Source organism: Pseudogemmatithrix spongiicola (assembly GCF_030623445.1).
GTDB lineage: Bacteria > Gemmatimonadota > Gemmatimonadetes > Gemmatimonadales > Gemmatimonadaceae > Pseudogemmatithrix > Pseudogemmatithrix spongiicola.
This window is the reverse complement of sequence record NZ_CP130613.1, coordinates 1584740-1605102: the sequence shown is the minus strand read 5'-3', so window position 1 is coordinate 1605102 and position 20363 is coordinate 1584740. Positions and strand designations below refer to the sequence as shown.

At 69.1% G+C, this 20363-nt stretch carries 18 protein-coding genes; 6 read left to right on the top strand and 12 right to left on the bottom strand.

Annotation, left to right across the window (positions count from 1 at the left end):
- The first annotated feature begins 60 nt into the window (after positions 1–60).
- Together Strain318_RS07295 and Strain318_RS07290 are read left to right on the top strand one after the other, a co-directional pair.
- Entirely contained in the window at positions 61–1221 is a 1161-nt protein-coding gene (locus tag Strain318_RS07295; protein ID WP_367887843.1) for an efflux RND transporter periplasmic adaptor subunit, read from the top strand.
- Complete coding sequence (locus Strain318_RS07290) at positions 1218–4412, top strand: efflux RND transporter permease subunit (RefSeq protein ID WP_367887842.1); 3195 nt, start codon at positions 1218–1220, stop codon at positions 4410–4412. Before Strain318_RS07295 ends, Strain318_RS07290 begins: the two co-directional genes overlap by 4 nt.
- 36 nt (positions 4413–4448) lie before the next feature.
- Here the strand turns inward: Strain318_RS07290 and Strain318_RS07285 are convergent, their stop codons facing one another.
- The 10 genes from Strain318_RS07285 to Strain318_RS07240 all read right to left on the bottom strand — a co-directional run bounded on the left by Strain318_RS07285 (position 4449) and on the right by Strain318_RS07240 (position 13176).
- A complete protein-coding gene (locus Strain318_RS07285) occupies positions 4449–5792 on the bottom strand; it encodes a hypothetical protein (RefSeq protein WP_367887841.1) in 1344 nt (447 codons plus the stop codon).
- An 11-nt stretch (positions 5793–5803) separates the two neighbouring features.
- Complete coding sequence (locus Strain318_RS07280) at positions 5804–6553, bottom strand: hypothetical protein (protein ID WP_367887840.1); 750 nt, start codon at positions 6551–6553, stop codon at positions 5804–5806.
- A 73-nt stretch (positions 6554–6626) separates the two neighbouring features.
- Positions 6627–7145: an adenine phosphoribosyltransferase gene (locus Strain318_RS07275; RefSeq protein WP_367887892.1), complete on the bottom strand. Its 519-nt coding sequence runs from the start codon at positions 7143–7145 to the stop codon at positions 6627–6629.
- 5 nt (positions 7146–7150) lie between these two features.
- A complete protein-coding gene (locus Strain318_RS07270; protein ID WP_367887839.1) occupies positions 7151–7807 on the bottom strand; it encodes a protein-L-isoaspartate(D-aspartate) O-methyltransferase in 657 nt (218 codons plus the stop codon).
- Entirely contained in the window at positions 7792–8553 is a 762-nt protein-coding gene (gene surE, locus Strain318_RS07265) for a 5'/3'-nucleotidase SurE (RefSeq protein WP_367887838.1), read from the bottom strand. The genes Strain318_RS07270 and surE overlap by 16 nt, the downstream gene beginning before the upstream one ends.
- Positions 8553–8912 carry a MerR family transcriptional regulator gene (locus Strain318_RS07260; RefSeq protein ID WP_367887837.1) on the bottom strand — a complete coding sequence of 120 codons (360 nt, stop codon included), beginning with the start codon at positions 8910–8912 and terminating at the stop codon, positions 8553–8555. The genes surE and Strain318_RS07260 overlap by 1 nt, the downstream gene beginning before the upstream one ends.
- A complete protein-coding gene (locus Strain318_RS07255) occupies positions 8912–9904 on the bottom strand; it encodes an NAD(P)H-dependent glycerol-3-phosphate dehydrogenase (RefSeq protein WP_367887836.1) in 993 nt (330 codons plus the stop codon). Before Strain318_RS07255 ends, Strain318_RS07260 begins: the two co-directional genes overlap by 1 nt.
- Positions 9901–10560, bottom strand: coding sequence for a glycerol-3-phosphate 1-O-acyltransferase PlsY (gene plsY, locus Strain318_RS07250; protein WP_367887835.1), 660 nt, complete (start codon positions 10558–10560; stop codon positions 9901–9903). The genes Strain318_RS07255 and plsY overlap by 4 nt, the downstream gene beginning before the upstream one ends.
- On the bottom strand, positions 10553–11884 hold the full coding sequence (gene der / locus Strain318_RS07245) for a ribosome biogenesis GTPase Der (protein ID WP_367887834.1): 1332 nt from the start codon (positions 11882–11884) through the stop codon (positions 10553–10555). Before der ends, plsY begins: the two co-directional genes overlap by 8 nt.
- On the bottom strand, positions 11881–13176 hold the full coding sequence (locus tag Strain318_RS07240) for a DUF512 domain-containing protein (RefSeq protein WP_367887833.1): 1296 nt from the start codon (positions 13174–13176) through the stop codon (positions 11881–11883). The genes der and Strain318_RS07240 overlap by 4 nt, the downstream gene beginning before the upstream one ends.
- 80 nt (positions 13177–13256) lie before the next feature.
- Between Strain318_RS07240 and Strain318_RS07235 the strand changes: the two genes are divergently transcribed.
- A complete protein-coding gene (locus Strain318_RS07235) occupies positions 13257–14684 on the top strand; it encodes a carboxypeptidase-like regulatory domain-containing protein (protein WP_367887832.1) in 1428 nt (475 codons plus the stop codon).
- 30 nt (positions 14685–14714) lie between these two features.
- Positions 14715–16148 (top strand): carboxypeptidase-like regulatory domain-containing protein, encoded by a 1434-nt coding sequence (locus Strain318_RS07230; protein WP_367887831.1) that lies wholly within the window; start codon positions 14715–14717, stop codon positions 16146–16148.
- Here the strand turns inward: Strain318_RS07230 and larC are convergent.
- Positions 16132–17322, bottom strand: a complete 1191-nt coding sequence (gene larC, locus Strain318_RS07225) for a nickel pincer cofactor biosynthesis protein LarC (RefSeq protein WP_367887830.1) — start codon at positions 17320–17322, stop codon at positions 16132–16134. The two genes, Strain318_RS07230 and larC, sit on opposite strands and share 17 nt — an antisense overlap.
- A gap of 42 nt (positions 17323–17364) precedes the next feature.
- Between larC and Strain318_RS07220 the strand changes: the two genes are divergently transcribed.
- Together Strain318_RS07220 and Strain318_RS07215 are read left to right on the top strand one after the other, a co-directional pair.
- Entirely contained in the window at positions 17365–17754 is a 390-nt protein-coding gene (locus Strain318_RS07220) for a group II truncated hemoglobin (RefSeq protein ID WP_367887829.1), read from the top strand.
- Positions 17754–19184 carry a carboxypeptidase-like regulatory domain-containing protein gene (locus tag Strain318_RS07215; RefSeq protein ID WP_367887828.1) on the top strand — a complete coding sequence of 477 codons (1431 nt, stop codon included), beginning with the start codon at positions 17754–17756 and terminating at the stop codon, positions 19182–19184. Before Strain318_RS07220 ends, Strain318_RS07215 begins: the two co-directional genes overlap by 1 nt.
- Positions 19185–19217: 33 nt before the next feature.
- Here Strain318_RS07215 and Strain318_RS07210 read toward each other — a convergent pair whose 3' ends face one another.
- Positions 19218–20357, bottom strand: coding sequence for a threonine synthase (locus tag Strain318_RS07210; RefSeq protein ID WP_367887827.1), 1140 nt, complete (start codon positions 20355–20357; stop codon positions 19218–19220).
- Positions 20358–20363 lie beyond the last annotated feature (6 nt).

Below are 20363 nucleotides of genomic sequence, written 5' to 3'. Positions count from 1 at the left end.
CAAGTGTCCGTTTGCACCCCGGCGTCACTTAGCGATCCCAGGCGAATGCGCCTCTCTTATATGAAGCTCTCCTCCGCGACCATCCTGGCCGCGATCCTCACCATCGGGCTGGCGGCCTGCGGGACCGACACGGCGTCCTCGGCGACGCCGAATAGCGCTGGCGGGCCGGGCGGTGGCCCCGGCGGCGGCCCCGGCGGCAATCGCGGCGGCGGCCCCCAGATCCAGCCCGTCGAGATCGCGACCGTCGAGCGCGCAACGCTCGCCCGTACCTCCTTGGTGACGGGCCAGCTGTCCCCACTCCGCGTCGTGGGCGTGAACTCGCAGGTGGGCGGCGCGCTGACGAAGGTGAACGTGGAGGAAGGCTCGCGCGTGTCGGCAGGCATGGTGCTCGCTGAACTCGACGCCCGCGAGCTCGAGGCGCAACTCCGGGCGGCGCGCGCGAATCTCACGGTGGCCCGCACCACCGCCCAGCGCTCCGAACAGCTGCGCCAGTCGCAGGTCGTGACGGCCGCCGAGTACGAGCGCGACCAGGCCTCGCTCGCCGCGGCCGAGGCGACGGTGTCGCAGCTCGAGACGCGGCTGAGCTTCACGACGATTCGCTCGCCGATCGACGGCGTCGTCACGCAGCGCTTTGCCCAGGCCGGCGACATCGTCGGCGGCTCCGCACGGCTGTTCACCGTCGCCGATCTCAATACTCTCGTCACGCAGCTGCCGGTGTCTGAACTCGAGGTGCCGCTGCTGCGTGAAGGCGCCAACGTCTCGGTGCGCGTCGACGCGCTCGGCCGCGACGTGCCGGGCCGCATCCGTCGCATCTTTCCGGCGGTCGATTCCGTCAGCCGCCTGGTGCCCGTCGAAGTGGCGATCTCGGGTGCCCAGCAGGCCGGCCTCCGTCCGGGCTACAGCGTGCGCGTCACGCTCAAGCTCGACGAGCGCGACAACGCCTTGGTGATTCCCACCCGCGCCGTGGTGGGCGCGGCCGGCAGCCAGAGCGTGTACGTGATTCGCGAGGGGCGCGCCGAGCGCCGCCGCGTGCGCGTCGGCATGGACCTCGACGGCAAGATGGAAGTCCTCGAGGGGCTCGCCGTCGGCGACACCATCATCACCACCGGCAATGCCCTGCTCCGCGATGGCGCCCAAGTGCGCATCGTCGAGCCGCTCGCCCCCGAGGCGCCGCGCGCCGGCGTACCAATTCCTGCCCCGCAGCCGGGAGCCCGTCCATGAGCAAGCAGCGTCGCGGGATCGCCAGCTGGGCCATCTCGCATCCCATCGGCACCTTGATGCTCACGAGCACGCTGCTCGTGCTCGGCTCGGTGTACATCGGCCGGCTGCCCGTGGACCTGCTCCCGCGCATCGTGTATCCGCAGGTGCGCGTGAACGTGAACAATCCGGGCGTCGAGCCCGTGGTCATGGAAGAGACCGTCGCCAAGCCGCTGGAGTCGGCGCTCGCGACGGTCGAGGGCCTTGAGCGCCTGCAGACGAACGTCAATGAAGGCAGCGTCAGCGTCGAGCTGAACTTCTCCTACGGCACCAACGTCGACATCGCGCTGCAGAACGCCGCGACAGCGGTCGAGCGCGTGCGCTCGCGCCTCCCGGAGGAGGCCTCGGCGCCGACGGTGAGCAAGTCCGATCCGTCGCAGATGCAGATCTTCCAGGTCGCGTTCTCGTCCAGCGAACGCGACCTGGTGTCGCTGCGCCAGTGGATCGACCAGCGCCTGCGCCCGCAGCTGCTGGGCGTCGAGGGCGTGGCCAGCGTAGACCTCTCGGGCGGCTTGGTGCGCGAGATCCAGGTGGAGCTCGATCCCGAGCGCTTGCGCGCCCACGGCCTCGCGGTCAACGACGTGCTGAGCTCGCTCGCCGGCGAGAACCAGAACATCGCCGGCGGCCGCGTCATCGCACCAGACCGCGAGATCGTCAGCCGCACCACCGGCCGCTTCACGTCCGTGGATCAGATCCGCAGCGTGCTCCTCACCGGTGCCGGCGGCACCCGCGTGCCGCTCAGCGAAGTCGCCATCGTGCGCGACACCGCGCAGGACCAGCGGTTCTGGGCGCGTCTCAATGGGCAGCCGGCGGTGCGCATCGGCATCCAGAAGCAACCGGAGGCCAACACGGTCGCCGTGGTCGACGCCGTCCGCGCGCAGATGGCGCGCCTCGAGTCCTCGCTGTTCATCCCGCGCGACATCAAGTACCAGGTCACCTTCGACCAGTCCGGCTTCATCCGCGACGCGCTCAACTCGGTCACGAACTCCGCGCTCACGGGGGCGTTCCTCGCGGCGATCGTCGTGCTGATCTTCCTGCGGTCCATCCGCAAGACGTTCATCATCGCGGTGTCGATCCCGCTGGCCATCATGGCCACGTTCGTGATGATGGGTGCCGGCGGCCTCACGCTGAACATCATGTCGCTGGGCGGCCTCGCGCTGGGTACGGGCCTGCTGCTCGACAACGCGATCGTGATGCTCGAGAACATCTACAGGCGACGCGAGCAGGAAGGGCTCGACCCCGAGGAAGGCGCGCACGTCGGCGCGGCCGAAGTCACAAGCGCGGTCATCGCCTCCACGACGACCAACATCGCGTCCGTGGCGCCGTTCCTGCTGATCGTCGGCCTCGCCGCGCTGATCTTCCGCGAGCTCATCCTCACGATCTCGTTCGCCATCATCGCCTCCCTGCCCCTCGCGCTCACGCTGGTGCCGATGCTCGCCGCGCAGCTGGGCAAGGTGAAGTTCAAGAGCGGGCTCGAGAAGAACCGGGCGCTGCTCGCCTTCGACCGCTGGTTCACCCGCATGGGCGAGAAGTACGAGACCGCCGCCACCTGGGTCGTGGGCCACAAGGCGATCGTCCTCGGAACCGTGCTGCTGGTGGCGGGCGGCCTCTTCTACCGCGCCCGGTCCATCCCGACGGAGTTCCTCCCGCAGGTCGACGACGGCTCGGTCGGTGCCTTCGTGCGCCTCGCGCCGGGCGCGACGCCCGCGCAGACGGACCGCATCACCCGCGAGGTGGAAGGCATCGTCGCGAAGATGCCGCACGTCGAGGCGGTCTTCGCCACGGCCGGCGGCTTCCTCTTCGGCGGCTCCTCGTCGGCCAACGCGGGCCGCGGCTCGCTCGACATCCTGCTGACGCCCGTGTCGAAGCGTCCGATGTCCGCCGACCAGTGGGTGCGCACGCTGCAGGATTCGATCAACGCCCGCGGCTTCGCCGGTGCCCGCATCGGCGTTCGGCCGCCGCGCATCCGCGGCCTGCGGACCTCGTCGTCGGGAGAAGCCGTGTCCGTCGCCGTCCTCGGCGACGAGGTGAACACGCTCAATGAGATCGCGCTGGCCATCACGCGCCGTGTGCAGGGCATCCCGGGACTGGAGAACTTCCAGAACCCGCAGGACGAAGGCTCGCCCCTGCTCTCGATTGAACTCGACCGCGAGCGGGCCCGCGCGCGCGGGCTGAACGTGCAGCAGGTGGGCGCCACGGTCCGCACCGCGCTCGACGGCACCGTGGCCACGCGCTACGCCGAAGGCAACTTCGAGTACGACGTGCGGGTGTTCTTCCCGCGTGGCCGCTTCCAGAGCACCGCAGATCTCCAGGACGTGCCGCTTGTCGCGTCGCGCGGCGCCGCCCCCATCCGCCTCGGCGACGTCGCCAACGTGCGCACCGTGCTCGGCCCCAACGGCATCACGCGCGTCAACCAGAGCCGCCAGGTCCAGATCAACGGCGACGTGATCACGGAAGTCGCGACCGTCGGCGCCGTGACGGACTCGATCCGCGCGCGTCTCGCCGACCTCGAGCTGCCCGACGGCTACGGCATCATCATCGGCGGCGAGCAGGAAGCCATCGACGAGAGCAACCGCCAGCTCGCGCTGGTCATCGCGCTCGCGATCTTCCTCGTGTTCGTCGTGCTCGCCGTGCAGTACGAGAGCTTCACGAACCCTCTCGTGATCCTCGCGGCGGTGCCGCTGGCCATGATGGGCGTGATCGTCATCATGCTCGTGACGGGCACGCCGTTCAGCGCGCCCGCCTACCTGGGCATGATCATGCTCGCTGGCATCGTCGTCAACAATTCGATCCTGCTCGTGGAGTTCGCCGAGGGCTTCTTCCAAGAGGGCGGCCACTCGCGCATCGAATCGATCGTGAAGGCGGGCTCGGCGCGCCTGCGCCCGATCATGATGACGACGTTTACGTCGTTGGTCGGCACCCTGCCCCTCGCGCTTGGCCTCGGCGAGGGCGGTGAGCTGATGCGCCCGCTGGCCATCGCCGTGGTCGGCGGCCTGCTCATGTCGACCTTCCTGACGTTGTTCGTCGTGCCCTGCGCCTACCTGATCCTCCACGGCATCGGCGATCGCGTGAAGGCGCTGCTGCTCGGTACCCCGGCGGCAGAAACGCCGGAGCGCCCGTTGGTGGACGCTCCGGCGGAACCGGTCGGTCGGTAACTCCACGCGCGGCGCACGGCCGCGGCGCGCGACGTGCTAGTTGGGCCTGCGGGGCTGGGCGGTGCGCCCAGTCCCGCTGCTGCTTTCCGTCGCGGTTCGCCCACCGCCGCTGCTGCTGCCGCCCGACGAGGAACTTCCGCCGCTCTGCACGTTGGCGTTGCTCGGCTCTCGGACCGGCTGCGCGGTGCCGCGTGGTACTGCACCGCCACCGCTCGTCGCGGTGCCAGTGCGGGTGTAGCCACGTCCCTTCTCCACGTTGCCGAGCGGGATGCTACGGGCCAGGCTGCCACCTGTCACGGGCACGAAGTATCCGCCACCGCGCACCACCGGTGCACGCCACCACGGGCCGAACCCGCCGAGGATGCGATCGCCGTAGAACCATGACCACGGCGACCAACCCGACCAGGCAATCGCGCCCAAGCCGAACGGGTTGTGGAAGAGATACGGCAGACAGTGGTTGGAGAACAGCCAAGGATTCACGAACGCCGGGTACCCCCACGCCGCCCAGTACGCCATGCTCGCGGTCGGCATCATCGCCTGCTCGAACTCGCAGCCACGGCCGGCGCCACCCAAGCCCCCGCCGAACCCGTCGCGGAAGGCAGGGCGCAGCGGCGCCTCGTTCGTGGCCGCGTGCACGTCGAAGTAGCCTGGATTGCCGAGCATCACCGCCATGTCGATGACGCCAGTGGTCGCGCCCGCCGCGACCAGGCGCTCCAGCGCACGCCGCGGCGCACGGAAGCCCGGCACGTCACGTGTCGCTTCCACCATCCACGCCTCCACCACGACCGGATCCGTCTCCTGCAGCATCGCCTCGATCTGCTCGACGTCGAGCAGGCGCAGCATGGCCACGCGGGCGCCGCGGGCCCGCAGCTGCGATGCCTCCAGCGACGGGCGCACGGTGGGCGAGACTGCACTCAGGGCGACCGGCGCATAGCGTTCCGTGACCAACGTCTTCTGCTCGCCCACCCGCACCGCGAGCACGCGGACAAGCTCGCCTTGGGTTGTTAGTCCCAGCAGCGCCGACGTCGTCTGCCGGACGGCACCGCACTGGACCTCGCCCTCAGTATAGATGCGCGCCCCGTCCGCGGACGGACGCATGATCTCGAATCCTTCGCAGCCTTCCGCGACAATGGGCTGGCGCGCGTCACTGACGCGCAACTGGCCTCGGCTCAGGACCGAATCGCCCCGCAGCACGACGCGCTCGGTCGCCGCCGGCGCGCCGGCCACCGACAGATAGCAGACCTGGAGGCCGGCATCCGAGGATTCCGTGTTGACCCAACACCCGAGGAAGCCGTCCCACGGTACAGCAGAGGATTGCTGCGCGCCGGAGACCGCCGGCAGGACCGCCAGCGCGGCCGCCAAGACGAGAGAGCGATGCATGGCGTTCCTCCTCAGAAGACGCGAAGCGTGAGCCCGACGTTCGCGCTCAATCCGGACAGATCGAGGCGGTCGAAGCCCGAGAACGACGGGTTGCCATCCGCGCTGGCAAAGAGATAGCGCGCCTCACCGGTCAGCGCCAGCGAGGGAAGCAGCGTCCAGGCCCCGCCCGCACTGAGCTGGGCGTAGGCCGCGCGGCCCGCTGCACGATAGCGGTCCGTGAACACATCGAGCGTTGCCTCGTCCACGAACTCGCCCTGCTGGTCAAAACTGTAGACCATGCGGCCGAATCCGAGCCCCACGAAGGGCACGAAGCGGTTTGGTACCCAGGCCCGCGTGCCGAGCATCCGGCCGCGGTCCCACATGTGATATCGCAGGGACGCGCCAAACGGCCGACGGATCAGCCGGGACGTCTGGCGGATGGGGAACCCATCGGTACCCACCCAGTCACGAGACTCAGACCGCCGACTCACGTCATTGACGGAGTACGCGACCACGAAGTCGACGCGCGGAGAGATGCGGAACGCGATGTCGCCGCCCCACTCCTCCGCACCGAAGTCACGGCGACCAAGCGTGAGCTCGTCGAAGGTGAAGGCCCAGAGGTCGCCGGTGGCCACCGGCTGTGCAAAGCCGCCGTACACGGAGAGCGCCACGGGTGGCTCGCGGAACAGGTAGCCGCGAGACGCCTCGCTCTGGGCGCCGAGCGGGCTGGCGACTGCCGCCGCGAACATGAGTCCTACCGTGAGCCGTGCCGTCCCGTGCATGGGCCCTCCCGGATTGCGCCCTAATACTGCTCATACCTCCGGCGCGATGCGGAGGTTCCCTGCCCGTTCCCTCCTAAAAGCTCACCAACGTCTCGACGTGCACGCCAGCCAAGGCCTTCCGCCACGGCAGGAACGACAGGTCCATGACGACGCCGATGCCCGCCACCCCGGCTCCGAGGCGGTGCGCCAGCCGCCGCGTGGCCGCCGCAGTCCCGCCGGTGGCCAGCACATCGTCCACGATAAGGACGAGCGAGCGGGCGTCAATGGCATCGGTGTGAACCTCGACCGCGTCCTCCCCGTATTCCAGCGCGTAGTGCTCGGTCAGGTGGGCACTGGGCAGCTTGCCCGGCTTCCGCACCGGGACCAGCGAGGCCCCGAGGTGTTGGGCCACCGGCGCGCCGAACAGGAAGCCGCGGCTCTCGATGGCCAGCACATGCGTGATGCCCTTGCCCTTCCACGGTGCGGCCAGCGCCGCCGTCACGTCGGCAAACAGCACCGGATCGTGCAGTACTGGCGTGATGTCCTTGAAGACGATGCCCGGCTTCGGGAAGTCCGGCACGTCGCGGATCGCGGTTTTGAGACGATCAGACAGAGTGGTCATGAGGCAAATCCATGGTGGCCGATCAGGGGGACGAAGCGCATCGCGTCGAGCGGCGTCCGTTCGAAGCCCTCGGGCCCGCGACGGATGCGGACGAGCTGCTGCGTGTCGCGGTCGCCGACCGGAATGAGCAGCTGGCCTCCCGCGGCCAGCTGGTCGAGCAGCGGCTGCGGGACGTCCGGTGACGCGGCGCCGACGAGAATCGCGTCGTAGGGGCCGTGCTCGGGCCAGCCGAGCGTGCCGTCGCCCACCCGCTGGATCACATGGTCGATCCCGCAGCGACGCAGCGCCTCGCGGGCCTGTTCGGCGAGCGGCGCCAGGCGTTCAATGCTGAAGACATGCCGGGCCAGCTTGGTCAACAATGCAGTCTGGAAGCCGGAACCGGTCCCGATCTCGAGCACGCGCTCCGTGCCCTTGAGGTCAAGCAACTCCAAGTACTTCGCGTGCACCCACGGCTGGGAAATTGTCTGCCCGTACCCGATCGGCAGCGGCGCATCCTCGTAGGCCCGATGCCGCAGGCCCGTCGGGACGAACTCGTGCCGTGGCACGTCGTCGAACGCCTTGAGCACCGTCAGGCTGCGAATGCCCTTGCGCTGCAGCTCCTCGATCAGCCGACGGCGCGCGCCGCCGTACTGCGGCGTCAGAGCGGCTGCCACCAGCGCTCCGCGTCGTCCAGCCGGTCCTTCGCGGTCAGATCCAGATGCAGCGGCGTCACGGAGATGTAGCCCTCCTTCACCGCGCGGAAGTCCGAGTCGTCGCTGCCGCTCCACGCCACGGAGCCGCCACCGATCCAGAAGATGTCGCGCCCCCAGGGATCCTTCATCGGCGTGAGCGAGTCGCTGAACACGCGTCGCCCGAGGCGCGTGAGCCGCACGCCCTTCAGTTCCTTCGCCGGAATCGCCGGGATGTTCACGTTCAGCAGCGTGTCCGCGGGAAACTGCGGCAGCGCGGTGAGGTGCTTGAGCAGGCGCGACAGCGCGTCCACGTGGTCCTCGAGCAGCGTATCGTCGGAGCGCAGCACGCGGCCGGCGAAACTCACGGCAATCGACGGCACGCCGAGGGCGAGGCCCTCCATCGCCGCGGCGACGGTCCCCGAATACAGCACGTCCTCACCCATGTTGGGCCCATGGTTGATGCCGCTGAGCACGAAGTCCGGCCGCTCGGGCAGCAGCGCCTCGATGGCCAGCATCACGCAGTCAGTCGGCGTGCCGTCCACCTGCCAGCGCTGCGCGCCCAGCTGCACGGGCCGTAGCGGGTGATGCAGCGTCAGCGAGTGCGAGGTTGCGCTCTGCTCGCGGTCCGGCGCCACGACCCACACGTCGCCGAGCGGCCGTGCCGCCTTCTCCAGCGTCTCGAGCCCGCGCGCGAGGATCCCATCGTCATTGCTCAGCAACAGCCGCATCAGTCCTTCCGCTCCAGGATATCGAGGATCTCGCGTAAGTCCTTCTCGAGCAGCACCACCGTCTCGGTGTCGAGCCCCTGCCGCGCGGCCGGCTTCACGCCGCCGCTCTTGCGCTGCTCGTCCACCTTCTGCTTCGCCCCTTCGATCGTGTACTTCTCGGTGTAGAGCAGGTGCTTCACCAGCATCACCAGCTCCACCTCGCGCCGCGTGTACACGCGGTTGCCCGAGCGGTTCTTCGAGGGCGAGAGGAACCGGAACTGGCTCTCCCAGTAGCGCAGCACGTGCGGCTTGAGGTCCGTCAGCTCGCACACGTCGCCGATGGAGAAGAACTCCCGCACCGGTTCGGCGCCGGAAGCCATCAGGCGTTCTCCGCCTTGAGGTCGCGGGTCATCAGCGCCACGAGGGCCCAGCGCGCCGGCTGCCGCTCGAAGAGCACCTTGTGCACCGCGTTCACGATCGGCATCTCGACGCCATGCTGCTCGGCGAGGCGCTTGGCCGTCTCCGTGGTCGTCACACCCTCAGCCACCGTCTCGCGGCCCTGCAGCACTTCGTTCAGCGCCGCGCCGCGGCCGATCTCCAGGCCCACGCTGCGGTTGCGCGAGAGCGATCCCGTGCAAGTGAGCACGAGGTCGCCCATGCCAGCCAACCCCGCAAAGGTCTGCGGGTCGGCCCCGAGCTTCACACCCAGGCGCGTCATCTCGGCCAGCCCGCGCGTAATCAGCGCCGCGCGCGCGTTGAAGCCCAGCTGCAACCCGTCGGCGATACCCGTTGCCACGGCCATGACGTTCTTGAGCGCACCGCCCAGTTCAACACCGATTACATCCGACTGCGTGTACACGCGGAACGCCGAGGTGCTGAGCGCGCGCTGGGTGAGCTGCGCCGCGTCGGGGTCGGCTGACGCCGCGACGATGGCCGTCGGCAGGTGGTTGGCGACCTCGAGGGCGAAGCTCGGGCCGCTGAGGGCGACGATCGGATGCTCCGGGATCTCCTCCGCGACGACATCCGTCATCAGCGAGAGGCGCTCCCGGTCGATGCCCTTCGTCGCCACGACAAGCGGGATGCCGGCGGGCACGTGCTTGGCGCAGCCGGCCGCCACCTGCCGCAGCACATGCGACGGCGCGACGAAGAACGCCAGCTCGGCCCCGGCCAGCACCTGTTCCTCGAGCCCCGAGGCGCGGAGATCCGGATGGAGCGGCACGCCGGAGAGGAAGCGCCGGTTCTCGGCGTGCGTATTGATCGACTCGACGACGTCGGGCTCGTAGGCCCAGAGCATCACCTCGTGGTCGTTCTCGCTGAGCAGGTTCGCCAGCGCCGTACCCCAGGCGCCCGCGCCGATGACTGCGATCTTCATACGACCTCCTTCTTCTTGCCGAAGGTCTTGGGTTCCGTGCCCGCACGGAGCCGCTGGATGTTCTTGCCGTGCATCGCCACGACCGCCACGCCAACCACGGCGGCGGTCACGATGAGCGGCACGTTGCCCGCTGCGAACATCGGCGTGGCGATCGCCAGCGTCAACGCGGCCACGATGCTCGCCAGCGACACGTAGCCGCTGCCGGCCGCGACGACGATGAACGCGATGAGCGCGACGCCGAGCGCCGCCGGCACCAGTGCGCCGAACACACCCGCGGCGGTCGCCACGCCCTTCCCGCCTCCCTTCCACAGCAGGAAGATCGGTTTCAGATGGCCGAAGATCGCGGCCACGCCGAAGGCGATCGCCCACAGCGTGTATTCCTGGCGCTCAAAGGCCCAGACGCCCGCCACGCGGTGCGGCAGCAGCAAGACCGGCAGATAGCCTTTGGCGGCGTCGATCAGCAGCACGATCACGGCTGGTACGGCGCCGAGGTTGCGATACACATTGGTCGCCCCGAGGTTGCCCGAGCCGACCGTGCGCAGGTCCACGCCCTTGAGCAGCCGGCCCGCGAGGTACGCCGTCGGGATCGAGCCGCTCAGGTAGGCAATGAGCAGCGCGACCCATCCGGGCATGCCGTGCGGACCGAACTCACTCATTGCGCCCGCCCTTCTGGCGCATGAGCACACGCAACGGATTGCCGGTGAAGCCCCAGCGCTCGCGGAAGCCGTTGTGCAGGTAGCGGATGTAGTGCTCCTGCACCAGCGCCGGGTGGTTGCCCAGCACGACGATCGCCGGCGGCGCCGTCTCCACCTGCGTCGCGAAGTTGAGCTTGACCTCGTGGCCGGCGGCCTGCGGCGGCTGACGACGCGCCAGCAGCTCCTGCAGGGCGTCGTTCACCTCGCTGGTCGTGATGCGCTTGTTGCGCTCGGCTTCCACCTCGAGGAGCAGGTCCAGCACCTTCGTCACGCGCTGGCCGGTGATGGCGCTCGTGAAGAGGAACGGCACCCACTTCAGGTACGGCGCCTTCTCGACGCACTCCTTCTCGAACTTCGCCGCCGTCTTGTCGTCCTTCTCCTTCAGGTCCCATTTGTTGACGACGATGATCATGCCGCGGCCCGAATCCCAGGCCATCGTCGCGATCTTGAGGTCCTGGTTATGCAGCCCCTCGACGGCATCGATCATCAGGATGCAGATGTCCGAGCGCTCGATGGCGCGGCGCGTGCGCAGCGAGGAGTAGAACTCGACGCCGTCGTCGATCTTGCTCTGGCGGCGGAGACCCGCCGTATCGACGAAGATGAACGGCCGCTGGTGGTACGTGAACGGCGTGTCGATGGAATCGCGCGTCGTCCCGGCCACGTCGCTGACGACGAGGCGGTCTTCGCCCAGCAGGCGATTGATGAACGAGCTCTTGCCCACGTTCGGGCGGCCGATCACCGCGACGCGCAGCACCTCGGGCCCCGGCTCCTCGGCGTGCTCCGGCAGCTTCTCGATGATCTGGTCGAGCAGGTCGCCGGAGTTCTTGCCGTTGGCCGCGCTGACCGGCACCACATCGCCGGCGCCGAGGTTGAAGAACTCGAAGTAGTCGGTGGACTTCGGGTCGTCCACCTTGTTCGCGACGATCAGCCACGGCTTCCGCGAGTTGCGGAGCATGTCGACGATGCGCGCGTCGCTGGGATGCAACCCCGCCTTGGCGTCCAGCGTGAGCAGCATCAGGTCGGCCTCGGCGATCGCCTGCTGCACCTGCCGCTTGATGGCCACGTCCATGGGCAGGTCGGAATCCTCGACCAGACCGCCGGTGTCGACGAGCCAGAAGGCGCGCCCCTGCCACTCGCAGCGGGCGAAGTGCCGGTCGCGCGTGGTGCCCGCCTCCTCGCTGACGATCGCGGTGTCGTCGCCGATGAGGCGGTTGAACAGGGCGGACTTGCCGACGTTGGGGCGGCCCACCAGGGCCACGACTGGGATGCTGCTGATACTGCTCATCGCACACTCACCGTCGATGCGCCTTCGTGCTCGAGCACATCGATGAAATCGTAGGAGGGGTACACCGGCATCGGGAGCGATTCGCGCACGGCGACGAAGGATTCGTCGTCGAGGAAGATGCCGTCTTGATTGATCGTCTCGGCCGGGATCAGCGCGAGGTCGAGGTCCGCGCGGCCGTCGAGCGCGCGGCGGATGTCTGCGCCCACCAGGAGGCCGGCGGTCGTGACCGTGGGGCCGAACAGCGAGTTCTCGGTCTCGATCATCTCGAAGCTCGCGCCCGTCGCCTCGGTCAGCTGCGCCAGCAGCTCCGGCATGATCGCCGGCGCCATGGCTTTGCCCGTCACGACGCCGATCCGCCGGCCGTCGAGGCGCGGCAGCCGCGCGAGCCCATCGCGCACGCGGTCGCGCAGCGAGGTGATGGCGCCGACGCCGTTCTCGATCTGCGAGAAGTCGCCGTAGTGCGCCGCCGACGGCAGCTCGCGGCCCGCCAGGAGGTAGAGCTCGTCGGAGCCGTACACCCACGGCTCGCCGCGCTCCGCCATCGCCTTGGCCGCCCAGCGCTCAGCCGTCTCGAGGATGCGCGTCGCGTTCTCGCGGTCCATCGACTTGCCGGTGTAGATGTGCGAGAACTGCGTCAGCCCCACGGGCACCAGCGCGACCGAGAGGCAGGCATCGCCGAAGGCGTAGAGATCGCGCAGCGACTGCTCCAGCACCTCGCCGTCGTTCAGGCCCGGCACCACGACCATCTGGCCGTGGAACTGGATGCCACCTTCGGTGAGCCGCGTGAGCTGCTCGACGATGTTCGGCACCCGCGGGTTGTTCAGGAGAACCTTTCGGGCCTCCCAAGGGGTAGCATGCACGGACACGTACAGCGGCGACAGCCGGTACTCGAGGATGCGCTGGATGTCGCGCTCCTTTAGGTTCGACAGCGTCGCGAAGTTGCCGTAGGCAAAGCTCAGCCGGTAATCGTCGTCGCGGATGTACAGCGGCTTGCGCAGCCCCTTGGGGAGCCCCTCGATGAAGCAGAACTCGCAGCGGTTGGCGCAGCGCCTGACGTTCGGCGGCTCCAACTCCAGACCCATCGGCTCGCCGCCCTCGCGCTCGATCTCGAAGACCACGTGCTCGCCGTCCGGGAGCTTGGCCTCGAGTTCGAAGGCGTCGTCCGCCGTCAGGAACTCCCAATCGAGGAAGTCATCCAGCGCGCGGCCGTCGACAGCCAGCAGCTCCGTCCCCGGGGTGATCCCGAGTTCGGCGGCGATGCTTTCGGGCTGGACTTTGCTGACGCGAACCATGGGGCCGACGGGCGAGACGAGGACAAAAAAAGCCGCGCGTGGCGGCTTAGAAAATGTATTAGCCGAGCGCGGTGAACACAATGACTGACAGGGACTTGCGCGGCTGCGTCCTGCTCGCGCTCATCGCGGTGGCGACCTTGGCGACGCCCCTCGGCGCGCAGGCCACCCTCTCGGGCGTCGTCTTCGACTCGCTCATCACCAAGGCCCCGATGGCCGAAGCCCAGGTGGTCCTCCAAGGCTACGAGGGCTCGAGCACGACCGACCGCCGGGGCCGGTTTTCGTTCCGCGGCCTTGAGCCGGGCAGCTACCAACTGACCTTCTTTCATCCACGCCTCGATTCGCTCTCCATGAGCGCTCCGGTGTTCACCGTCGAGGTGGGTGCGGCCGACGTCTCGGGCGTCCAGCTCTCGACGCCGTCGTTTGCCACCACGGCGCGCGCGCTTTGCGGCGTCGAGCTCGACGCCAATTCGAGCATCCTGCTCGCGCGCGTCCGCGACGCCGAGCGCGGGGAGCCGGTCCCCGATGCTCTAGCCGAGATCTCATGGTGGGAGCTCGCCATCGGGAACGGCGCCGCGCCTGAGCGCCAGAACCGGAAGCTGCTGGCCCGTGCGGATTCCACGGGGGCACTCACGCTTTGCGGCGTCCCCAACGACATCGAGCTGTCCATCGCAGCCCGCCTTGGCGAACAGGCCACGGGCGAGGTCGTGCTCGCGCGGGGCATGGCGCCGATCGAGTTGCAGGAACTGCGCATTAGCCTCTCGGACACGGCGGCCCGCGCCGCGCCAGACTCGGTGGCGGGGGCGGACACCTTGCCTCGCCAGCGCGGCGGCAGTGCGAGATTGCGCGTCGTGGTCCGCAATGCGCGCGGCGCCCCAGTTCCGGGTGCGACGGTTTCGATCCGCAGCCAGGCCGTCGGAGGCGTCACGGATCGCGAGGGCCGCCTCGTGCTCACCGGTGTCCCCGCAGGTTCGCAGACGGTAGACGTGCGAGCAATTGGCCGCGCACCGGAGCGGCGGGTGCTCGCACTCGCCCCGGATGCCGAGACCAGCCTGGACCTTCAGCTCGGCGAGCTCGCCGAGGTACTGCCCGAGTACCTCGTCCGCGGCACGAGCCTCTCGGCGGAGAGGGAAGCCTACGAACGCCGGCGCCGCGCGGGGCTGGGGCGCTTTCTCGATGCGGAAGAGCTCGACAAGCTCGGCCGCAGCGCCAGTGGCTTGGCAAACCTTCCGGGCGTGCGCGTGCCGTTCACCACCGTCGCGCCGGGAGGCGCGTACGGCTTCAACAGCACCACGCAGCCGATGCTCTATCTCCGCGGGGCGGACGGCGAGCTCTGCACGCCGACGGTGTTCGTCGACGGCATCCCGCGCGTCGGCTTCGAGGGCTTCGAACTGCACGCGCTGCTCCAGATGGCGCAACGCGTCGAGCTCTACACCCGCTCGTTGACGGTGCCGCCGGAATTCGCGAATGCGTTCAGCCGCTGCGGCGTGCTCGTAATTTGGACGACATAGCCCGTGACTCTCCGGCCGGAGAATCGAAGCGTGCGCACCTCACGCTTGGGAGATCGTCTGCTCCGACGGGTCGCTGCGCTCGGGTTGCTGCTGCTGGCAGCCAGCACGCGGACGGCGGCCCAAGGCGCGGTCTCGGGCGTGGTCTTCGACTCGTTGGTCTCCGGTGCCCCGCTCGCCGGCGCACGCGTGGTGCTGCAGGGCGTCGAGACCATGAGCACGACCGACCGGCGGGGGCGTTTCAGCTTCGCGCGCGTCGAGCCCGGCCGCTACCAGGTGACGTTCTTCCACCCGCTGCTCGACTCCCTCTCCCTCAGCGCGCCGATCTACGCCATCGATGTCGGACGCTCCGGACTCTCTGGCCTGCGGCTCGCTACGCCCTCCTACGCGACCACGGCGCGGGCATTGTGCGGCGCCGCGCTCGACGCCAGCACGAGTATCGTGCTCGCGCGCGTCCGAGACGCCGAGACGGGCGCGCCGCTCCCCGACGCGCACGGTAGTATCGAGTGGTGGGAGATGGCCTTCGGCGACGGCTTCCGCCCCGAGCGCATACCCAAACGACTCGCCGCGATCTCGGACTCGGCCGGGAGCATCACGTTCTGCGGCGTGCCGACCGACATCGAAGTCGCGGTCGTCGCGCGGCGTGGCGCGCAGACCACGGGCGACGTGGTGCTGCCGCGCCGCCTCGCGGCCATCGCGACGCAGGAGCTGCGGATCAGCCTGACGGACAGCGCTGCCCGCCAGCTCGATAGCGCCGCAACCGTCGACACGATGCCACGTCCGCGTGGGGGCAGCGCGCGTCTCCGCGTGGAGATCCGCAACCAGCGAGGCGCGGCGGTCTCGGGTGCGGTCGTCTCGGTGCGGGGGCAGTCCGTCAGTGCCGTATCGAATGACGCCGGCGTCGCGCTCTTGCTGGGCGTGCCGGCGGGATCGCAAACGGTAGATGTGCGAGCCATCGGGCGCGCGCCGGAGTGGAAGACCGTTGCCCTTGCGCCGTCCCAGGAGTCGCTTGTCGCGTTTCGACTGGGCGACGTCGCCACGTCGCTACCAGAGTACGTCGTGCGCGGCATCCGGCCAGACGTCATGCTCGAAGCCTACGAGCGGCGCCGCCGCGGAGGCGTCGGGCACTTTCTGAACTCGGACGACCTCGACAAGCTTGGGCGTCGGGCGACCGCGCTCGCGACGGTGCCGGGGCTTCACGTCCCGATGACGACGCGACCCGTCGGCGGCGGCATGGGGCCCGTCAGCTACATCTACCCCATGATCTACGTGCGGTCCGCAGGGTTCCTGTGCTTGCCGACCATCTACGTCGACGGTATTCCCCGCCAGCGCTTCGATGGCTTCGACCTCCACGAGATCCTGCAGCTCGCGAAGCGCGTTGAAGTTTACAGCCGCCCGCTGCTGGTTCCCGTCGAGTTCGCAAGCGCGGCGGGTGAGTGCGGAGTGGTCGTCATCTGGACGACGTAAGCCGCCACTCCGCGAGCGCTGCCTCCGCCACCTCACGCGCGGCCCTGCCGAGCGCGGCGGCCACCCGCTGCACATCGTCCGACTCCGGCTTCGCCGTCCGCCGTCCGTCGGGACGCATCACCACCTTGAGCGCGACCTCCTGCCCCTCCACGCGCACGACCACGCGTTCCCGCGGCAGCACCCGGCGGCTCGCGGCGTAGCGGCGCACGCCGATCGTCGTGGACTCCGTGAGCAGCAGCGACTCGAGTGCGTCCACGTCAGTCGACGCGGCCAACACCTCGATCCGCACTCCAGGCCGCCCCTTCTTCATCAGCACCTGTAACAGGACGACATCCAACGCACCCGCCGCGCGCAACCGCTCCGCCAGCACCGCGAGAGCTTCACCGGTCATGTCGTCCACGTCCGCCGCGAGGACGGACACGCCCTCGCCACCGGCGTCACGCACCTGCTCACCAGACGCATCGGCAATCCAGATGCGCAGCGCATTCGCGCGATCCTTGAAATCCTTGGTGCCTGCGCCGAATCCGCTCCGCGTCACCACGAACTCCGCCGGCGGCGGCCCTTCGCTTAGCACGCGAACGAGCGCCGCGCCTGTGGGCGTCGTGAGCTCGCCGCTGCCCTCCGGCCCGGGTCGCACGGGAAGCCCTTCGAGCAAGCGCAGCGTCGCCGCCGTCGGTACCGCCATACGCCCGTGCTGCGTGTCGACGAAGCCATCGCCGAGCGGGATGGTGCCGCAGTAGACGTGCTGCACGCCCAACTGCTCAAGGCCCCAGATCGTCCCGACGATATCGAGGATCGCATCCACGCTGCCGACTTCGTGCAGGTGTACGCGTTCGACGGTCGTGCCGTGAATCGCGGCCTCGCACTCCGTGATCAGCGTGAAGCAGCGGTTCGCCTTCTCCTTCACGCTCGCCGGCGCCGGCGTCGCGTCGACGATGGCCTTGATGTGCTTGAGATGCCGCCCATGCGGTTGCGGCGGAATCGTGAAGTCCACCTTCGTGCAGGCGATCTGCCCGCGGCTGACCCGCGTGATGTTCACCCCGATATCGGCGATGCCAAGCGTCTGCGGCAGGTCGCGCACGAACGATTCCGGCAGCCCGCAATCGAGCAAGGCGCCGAGGCACATGTCGCCGGCAATGCCGGACATTGGATCGAGAATGGCGATGCGCGTCATATGCGTGGCAAATCTACTCGGCTCTCGCGTTAGCTTATAGGTGTGACGACTCCCCCGGCTCCCCTCCCCTACGAGCTCATCGGCGGCGAAGCCGGCGTGCAGGCGCTGGTTGACCGCTTCTACGACCTCATGGATACCGCACCGGAGGCGGCGGAGGTCCGCGCATTGCACGCCAAGAGCCTCAAGGTCTCGCGTGAGAAGCTCTTTCAGTTCCTCACGGGGTGGCTCGGCGGACCCCAGCTCTACGTCGAACGCTACGGCCACCCGATGCTGCGCGCACGGCACTTGCCGTTTGCCATCGCCGAACGCGAGCGCGACCAGTGGCTCTGGTGCATGGAGCGCGCGATCGCCGAGCATCCGATGCCTGACGACCTCAAGACGTTCCTTCGCCAGCGCCTCACGCCCTTGGCCGACCACATGAGGAACCGGTGATGGGCGCGGGACGCGCCGTCGCGGTCATCGCGCTGCTCGCCGCAACTGCGGCCGCGGCGGATGCCCAACGCCTCGTCGGGACACTTCGCCTTCCATCGGGCGCACCGGCGGCCGGTGTCGTCCTCACCGCGCTCGGTGCGGCCAACGTTCCTGTTGGCCGCACCGTCACTCGTGACGACGGCAGCTACGCGCTCTACCTCGCAAACGGCGGAAACGTCCAGTTGGTCGCAAAGCGCGTGGGCCACGACCCGGAGACGGTCGGACGCGCCGAGATCGACGGCAGCGAGATCGAAACGCTCAATGGACAGTTGCAGCAACGGCCCTACGAGTTGCCGCAGATCCCCCGCGGCGCGGCAACCTGCGGCAACGGCCGCGGCAAGCGCGTCGCCGACGGGCTGTACGCGGAGATCCTCACCGCGGCGACCGCGGCGCAGTACCGCATCGGACGGCAGGACCTGCAGGCCCGCTACGTCACGACGCAGTACCGCATCGCGAAAACGTCGGACGATACGCTCCGCGCAGCGCTCCGTCGCGTGAACGGCAGCCTGCCCGCGCCCTTCCCGCCCGCGGACACCGCGCGCCTTGAGGAATCGGGATTCTTCGCCACCATCGGCGGCAACCGCACGTTCTTCGCGCCCGACCTCGAGATCCTCGCCAGCGAGTGGTTCCTGCGCACCCACTGCGTCCGCGTGCGCCGGGCGGACGATGACTCGCTCGTGCTCGCGCTGACGTCCCTGCGCCAGCGCCGCGGCTTGGTGGACGTTGAAGGCGAGTTCGTGCTCGACTGGCCCACGATGGCGCTGCGGGAGTTCCGCTTCCGCTACGTGGACCTGCCGGAGACTGAGCGCCTTTCCGGCGCCGGGGGCATGCTGCGCTTCGGGCGCACCCCGGCCGGCGGTTGGCTCGTGACCGAGTGGAGGCAACGCACGCCGTTCCTCAACTACTTCGCTGGCGAAGGCAACACGACGCTCATCCGCACGCAGATGATGCAGGTCGATGTCGTGGCACACTTCGTCGCTGGCGGGCAGGTGCTTGCCCTCGCGGATGGCACCCAGTTGGTCTACCAGCGCAATCCCCACGGCGTGCGCGTCGCCGGCACGCCGTTCGCACCCTTGTGCCCCGAGCGCACGACCATCCAGCCGACGGCGGCGATTCGAGGCCAGTTGCGCAGCGACTCGTCCGACGCGCCGCTCGCCAACACCGTGGTCCGTGCGTCGTGGACGCTGCCCGTGATCGTGAACCGCACCGATGTGCAGGAGCGCGAGGAAGTGCGCGAGGCCATCACGGACGCCGACGGCAAGTGGTTTCTCTGCGACATCCCGCTGGAGCGCGAGGTGATCGTGCGCTGGGAATCCGGCTACGCCGAGCGTCGCATCCCCGTGCGCGCCACGCAGGCCTTCAGCGTCGTCGAGGTCGTACAGCCGCGCTGACCGCGCGGCGCACGACCCACGACGCGGCGCGCACTACCAGCGATAGCTCGCGCCGCTACCCGTGTTGAACACCACAACCTCCGCGTCTCGCGAGAGCCGGCCTGCCGCCACCAACTGGCGCGCCGCCTCGAGCGCAGCCCCTCCCTCGGGCGCGGCGTCGATGCCGCTCTTGCTCGCGAGCAGGAAGGTGCCGCTGCGGATGGCGTCCTCGCTCACGGCTTCGGCCTCGCCGCCGCTCTCGCGCAATGTGCGCAGCGTGAGTCGGTCGCCGAGCGGGCCGGGCACGCGGAGTCCGCTGGCGTGCGTCGTCGGATCTTCCCACGGCGTGGCCTTCTCCTCGCCCGCGCGGAACGCCCGCACCAACGGCGAGCAGCCCGCCGCCTGGGCAATGATCATCCGCGGACGGGGCGTCTCGCGCGGCAGCCAGCCCCAGTCGAGCATCTCACCGATCGCCTTCCAGATGCCGATCGTGCCTTCGCCACCGCCCGTCGGATACACGATCGCATCGGGAAGCCGCCAGCCCAACTGCTCGGCCACCTCATAGCCCATCGTCTTCATGCCTTCCACGCGGTACGGTTCACGCACCGTCGCCACGTTGAAGAAGCCGCTCTCGCGCGCGAACGTGAGCGTGGCCTTTCCCGCATCGCCGATGTGGCCCGGCAGCAATTGCAGGTCTGCACCGAATGCGCGGATGGACCCGAGGATCGGAGGCGGCGTCGTCTCCGGCGCGTAGATGCGGCACGGCAGTCCCGCAGCCGCTGCGTAGGCCGCCAGCGCGATGCCCGCGTTGCCTGCCGTCGGGACGCACACACCCGACAAGCCCAGCGCCTTGGCGCGCGTCACGGCCATCATCAGGCCGCGGGCCTTGAAGCTCGCCGTCGGGTTGATGCCCTCGTCCTTCACCCACAACCGGCGCACGCCGATCTCCGCCGCGAGATGCGGCAGCTCGATCAGCGGGGTCATGCCCTCACCCAGCGTGACCGCCCGTTCGCCGGCCAGCAACGGCAGCGCCGCACCGTAGCGCCAGAGGCTCGCGTCGCCCGTAATCGCCGACTTCGGCACCGGCGCCGCGTAGCGCACGAGCAGCGGCTGACTGCAGTCCGGACACAGGGAGGCGAGCTTCGTGCCGTCGGGCTGACTGTACGTGCAGACGGAACAATGCAGAGACCACATGGGAAT

Excerpts from the sequence above, each read along its gene's own strand:
- Strain318_RS07295 (WP_367887843.1), top strand. The coding sequence starts at position 61 with ATGAAGCTCTCCTCCGCGACCATCCTGGCCGCGATCCTCACCATCGGG.
- Strain318_RS07290 (WP_367887842.1), top strand. The coding sequence starts at position 1,218 with ATGAGCAAGCAGCGTCGCGGGATCGCCAGCTGGGCCATCTCGCATCCC.
- Strain318_RS07285 (WP_367887841.1), bottom strand. The coding sequence starts at position 5,792 with ATGCATCGCTCTCTCGTCTTGGCGGCCGCGCTGGCGGTCCTGCCGGCG.
- Strain318_RS07280 (WP_367887840.1), bottom strand. The coding sequence starts at position 6,553 with ATGCACGGGACGGCACGGCTCACGGTAGGACTCATGTTCGCGGCGGCA.
- surE (WP_367887838.1), bottom strand. The coding sequence starts at position 8,553 with ATGCGGCTGTTGCTGAGCAATGACGATGGGATCCTCGCGCGCGGGCTC.
- Strain318_RS07260 (WP_367887837.1), bottom strand. The coding sequence starts at position 8,912 with ATGGCTTCCGGCGCCGAACCGGTGCGGGAGTTCTTCTCCATCGGCGAC.
- Strain318_RS07255 (WP_367887836.1), bottom strand. The coding sequence starts at position 9,904 with ATGAAGATCGCAGTCATCGGCGCGGGCGCCTGGGGTACGGCGCTGGCG.
- plsY (WP_367887835.1), bottom strand. The coding sequence starts at position 10,560 with ATGAGTGAGTTCGGTCCGCACGGCATGCCCGGATGGGTCGCGCTGCTC.
- der (WP_367887834.1), bottom strand. The coding sequence starts at position 11,884 with ATGAGCAGTATCAGCAGCATCCCAGTCGTGGCCCTGGTGGGCCGCCCC.
- Strain318_RS07240 (WP_367887833.1), bottom strand. The coding sequence starts at position 13,176 with ATGGTTCGCGTCAGCAAAGTCCAGCCCGAAAGCATCGCCGCCGAACTC.
- Strain318_RS07235 (WP_367887832.1), top strand. The coding sequence starts at position 13,257 with ATGACTGACAGGGACTTGCGCGGCTGCGTCCTGCTCGCGCTCATCGCG.
- larC (WP_367887830.1), bottom strand. The coding sequence starts at position 17,322 with ATGACGCGCATCGCCATTCTCGATCCAATGTCCGGCATTGCCGGCGAC.
- Strain318_RS07215 (WP_367887828.1), top strand. The coding sequence starts at position 17,754 with ATGGGCGCGGGACGCGCCGTCGCGGTCATCGCGCTGCTCGCCGCAACT.
- Strain318_RS07210 (WP_367887827.1), bottom strand. The coding sequence starts at position 20,357 with ATGTGGTCTCTGCATTGTTCCGTCTGCACGTACAGTCAGCCCGACGGC.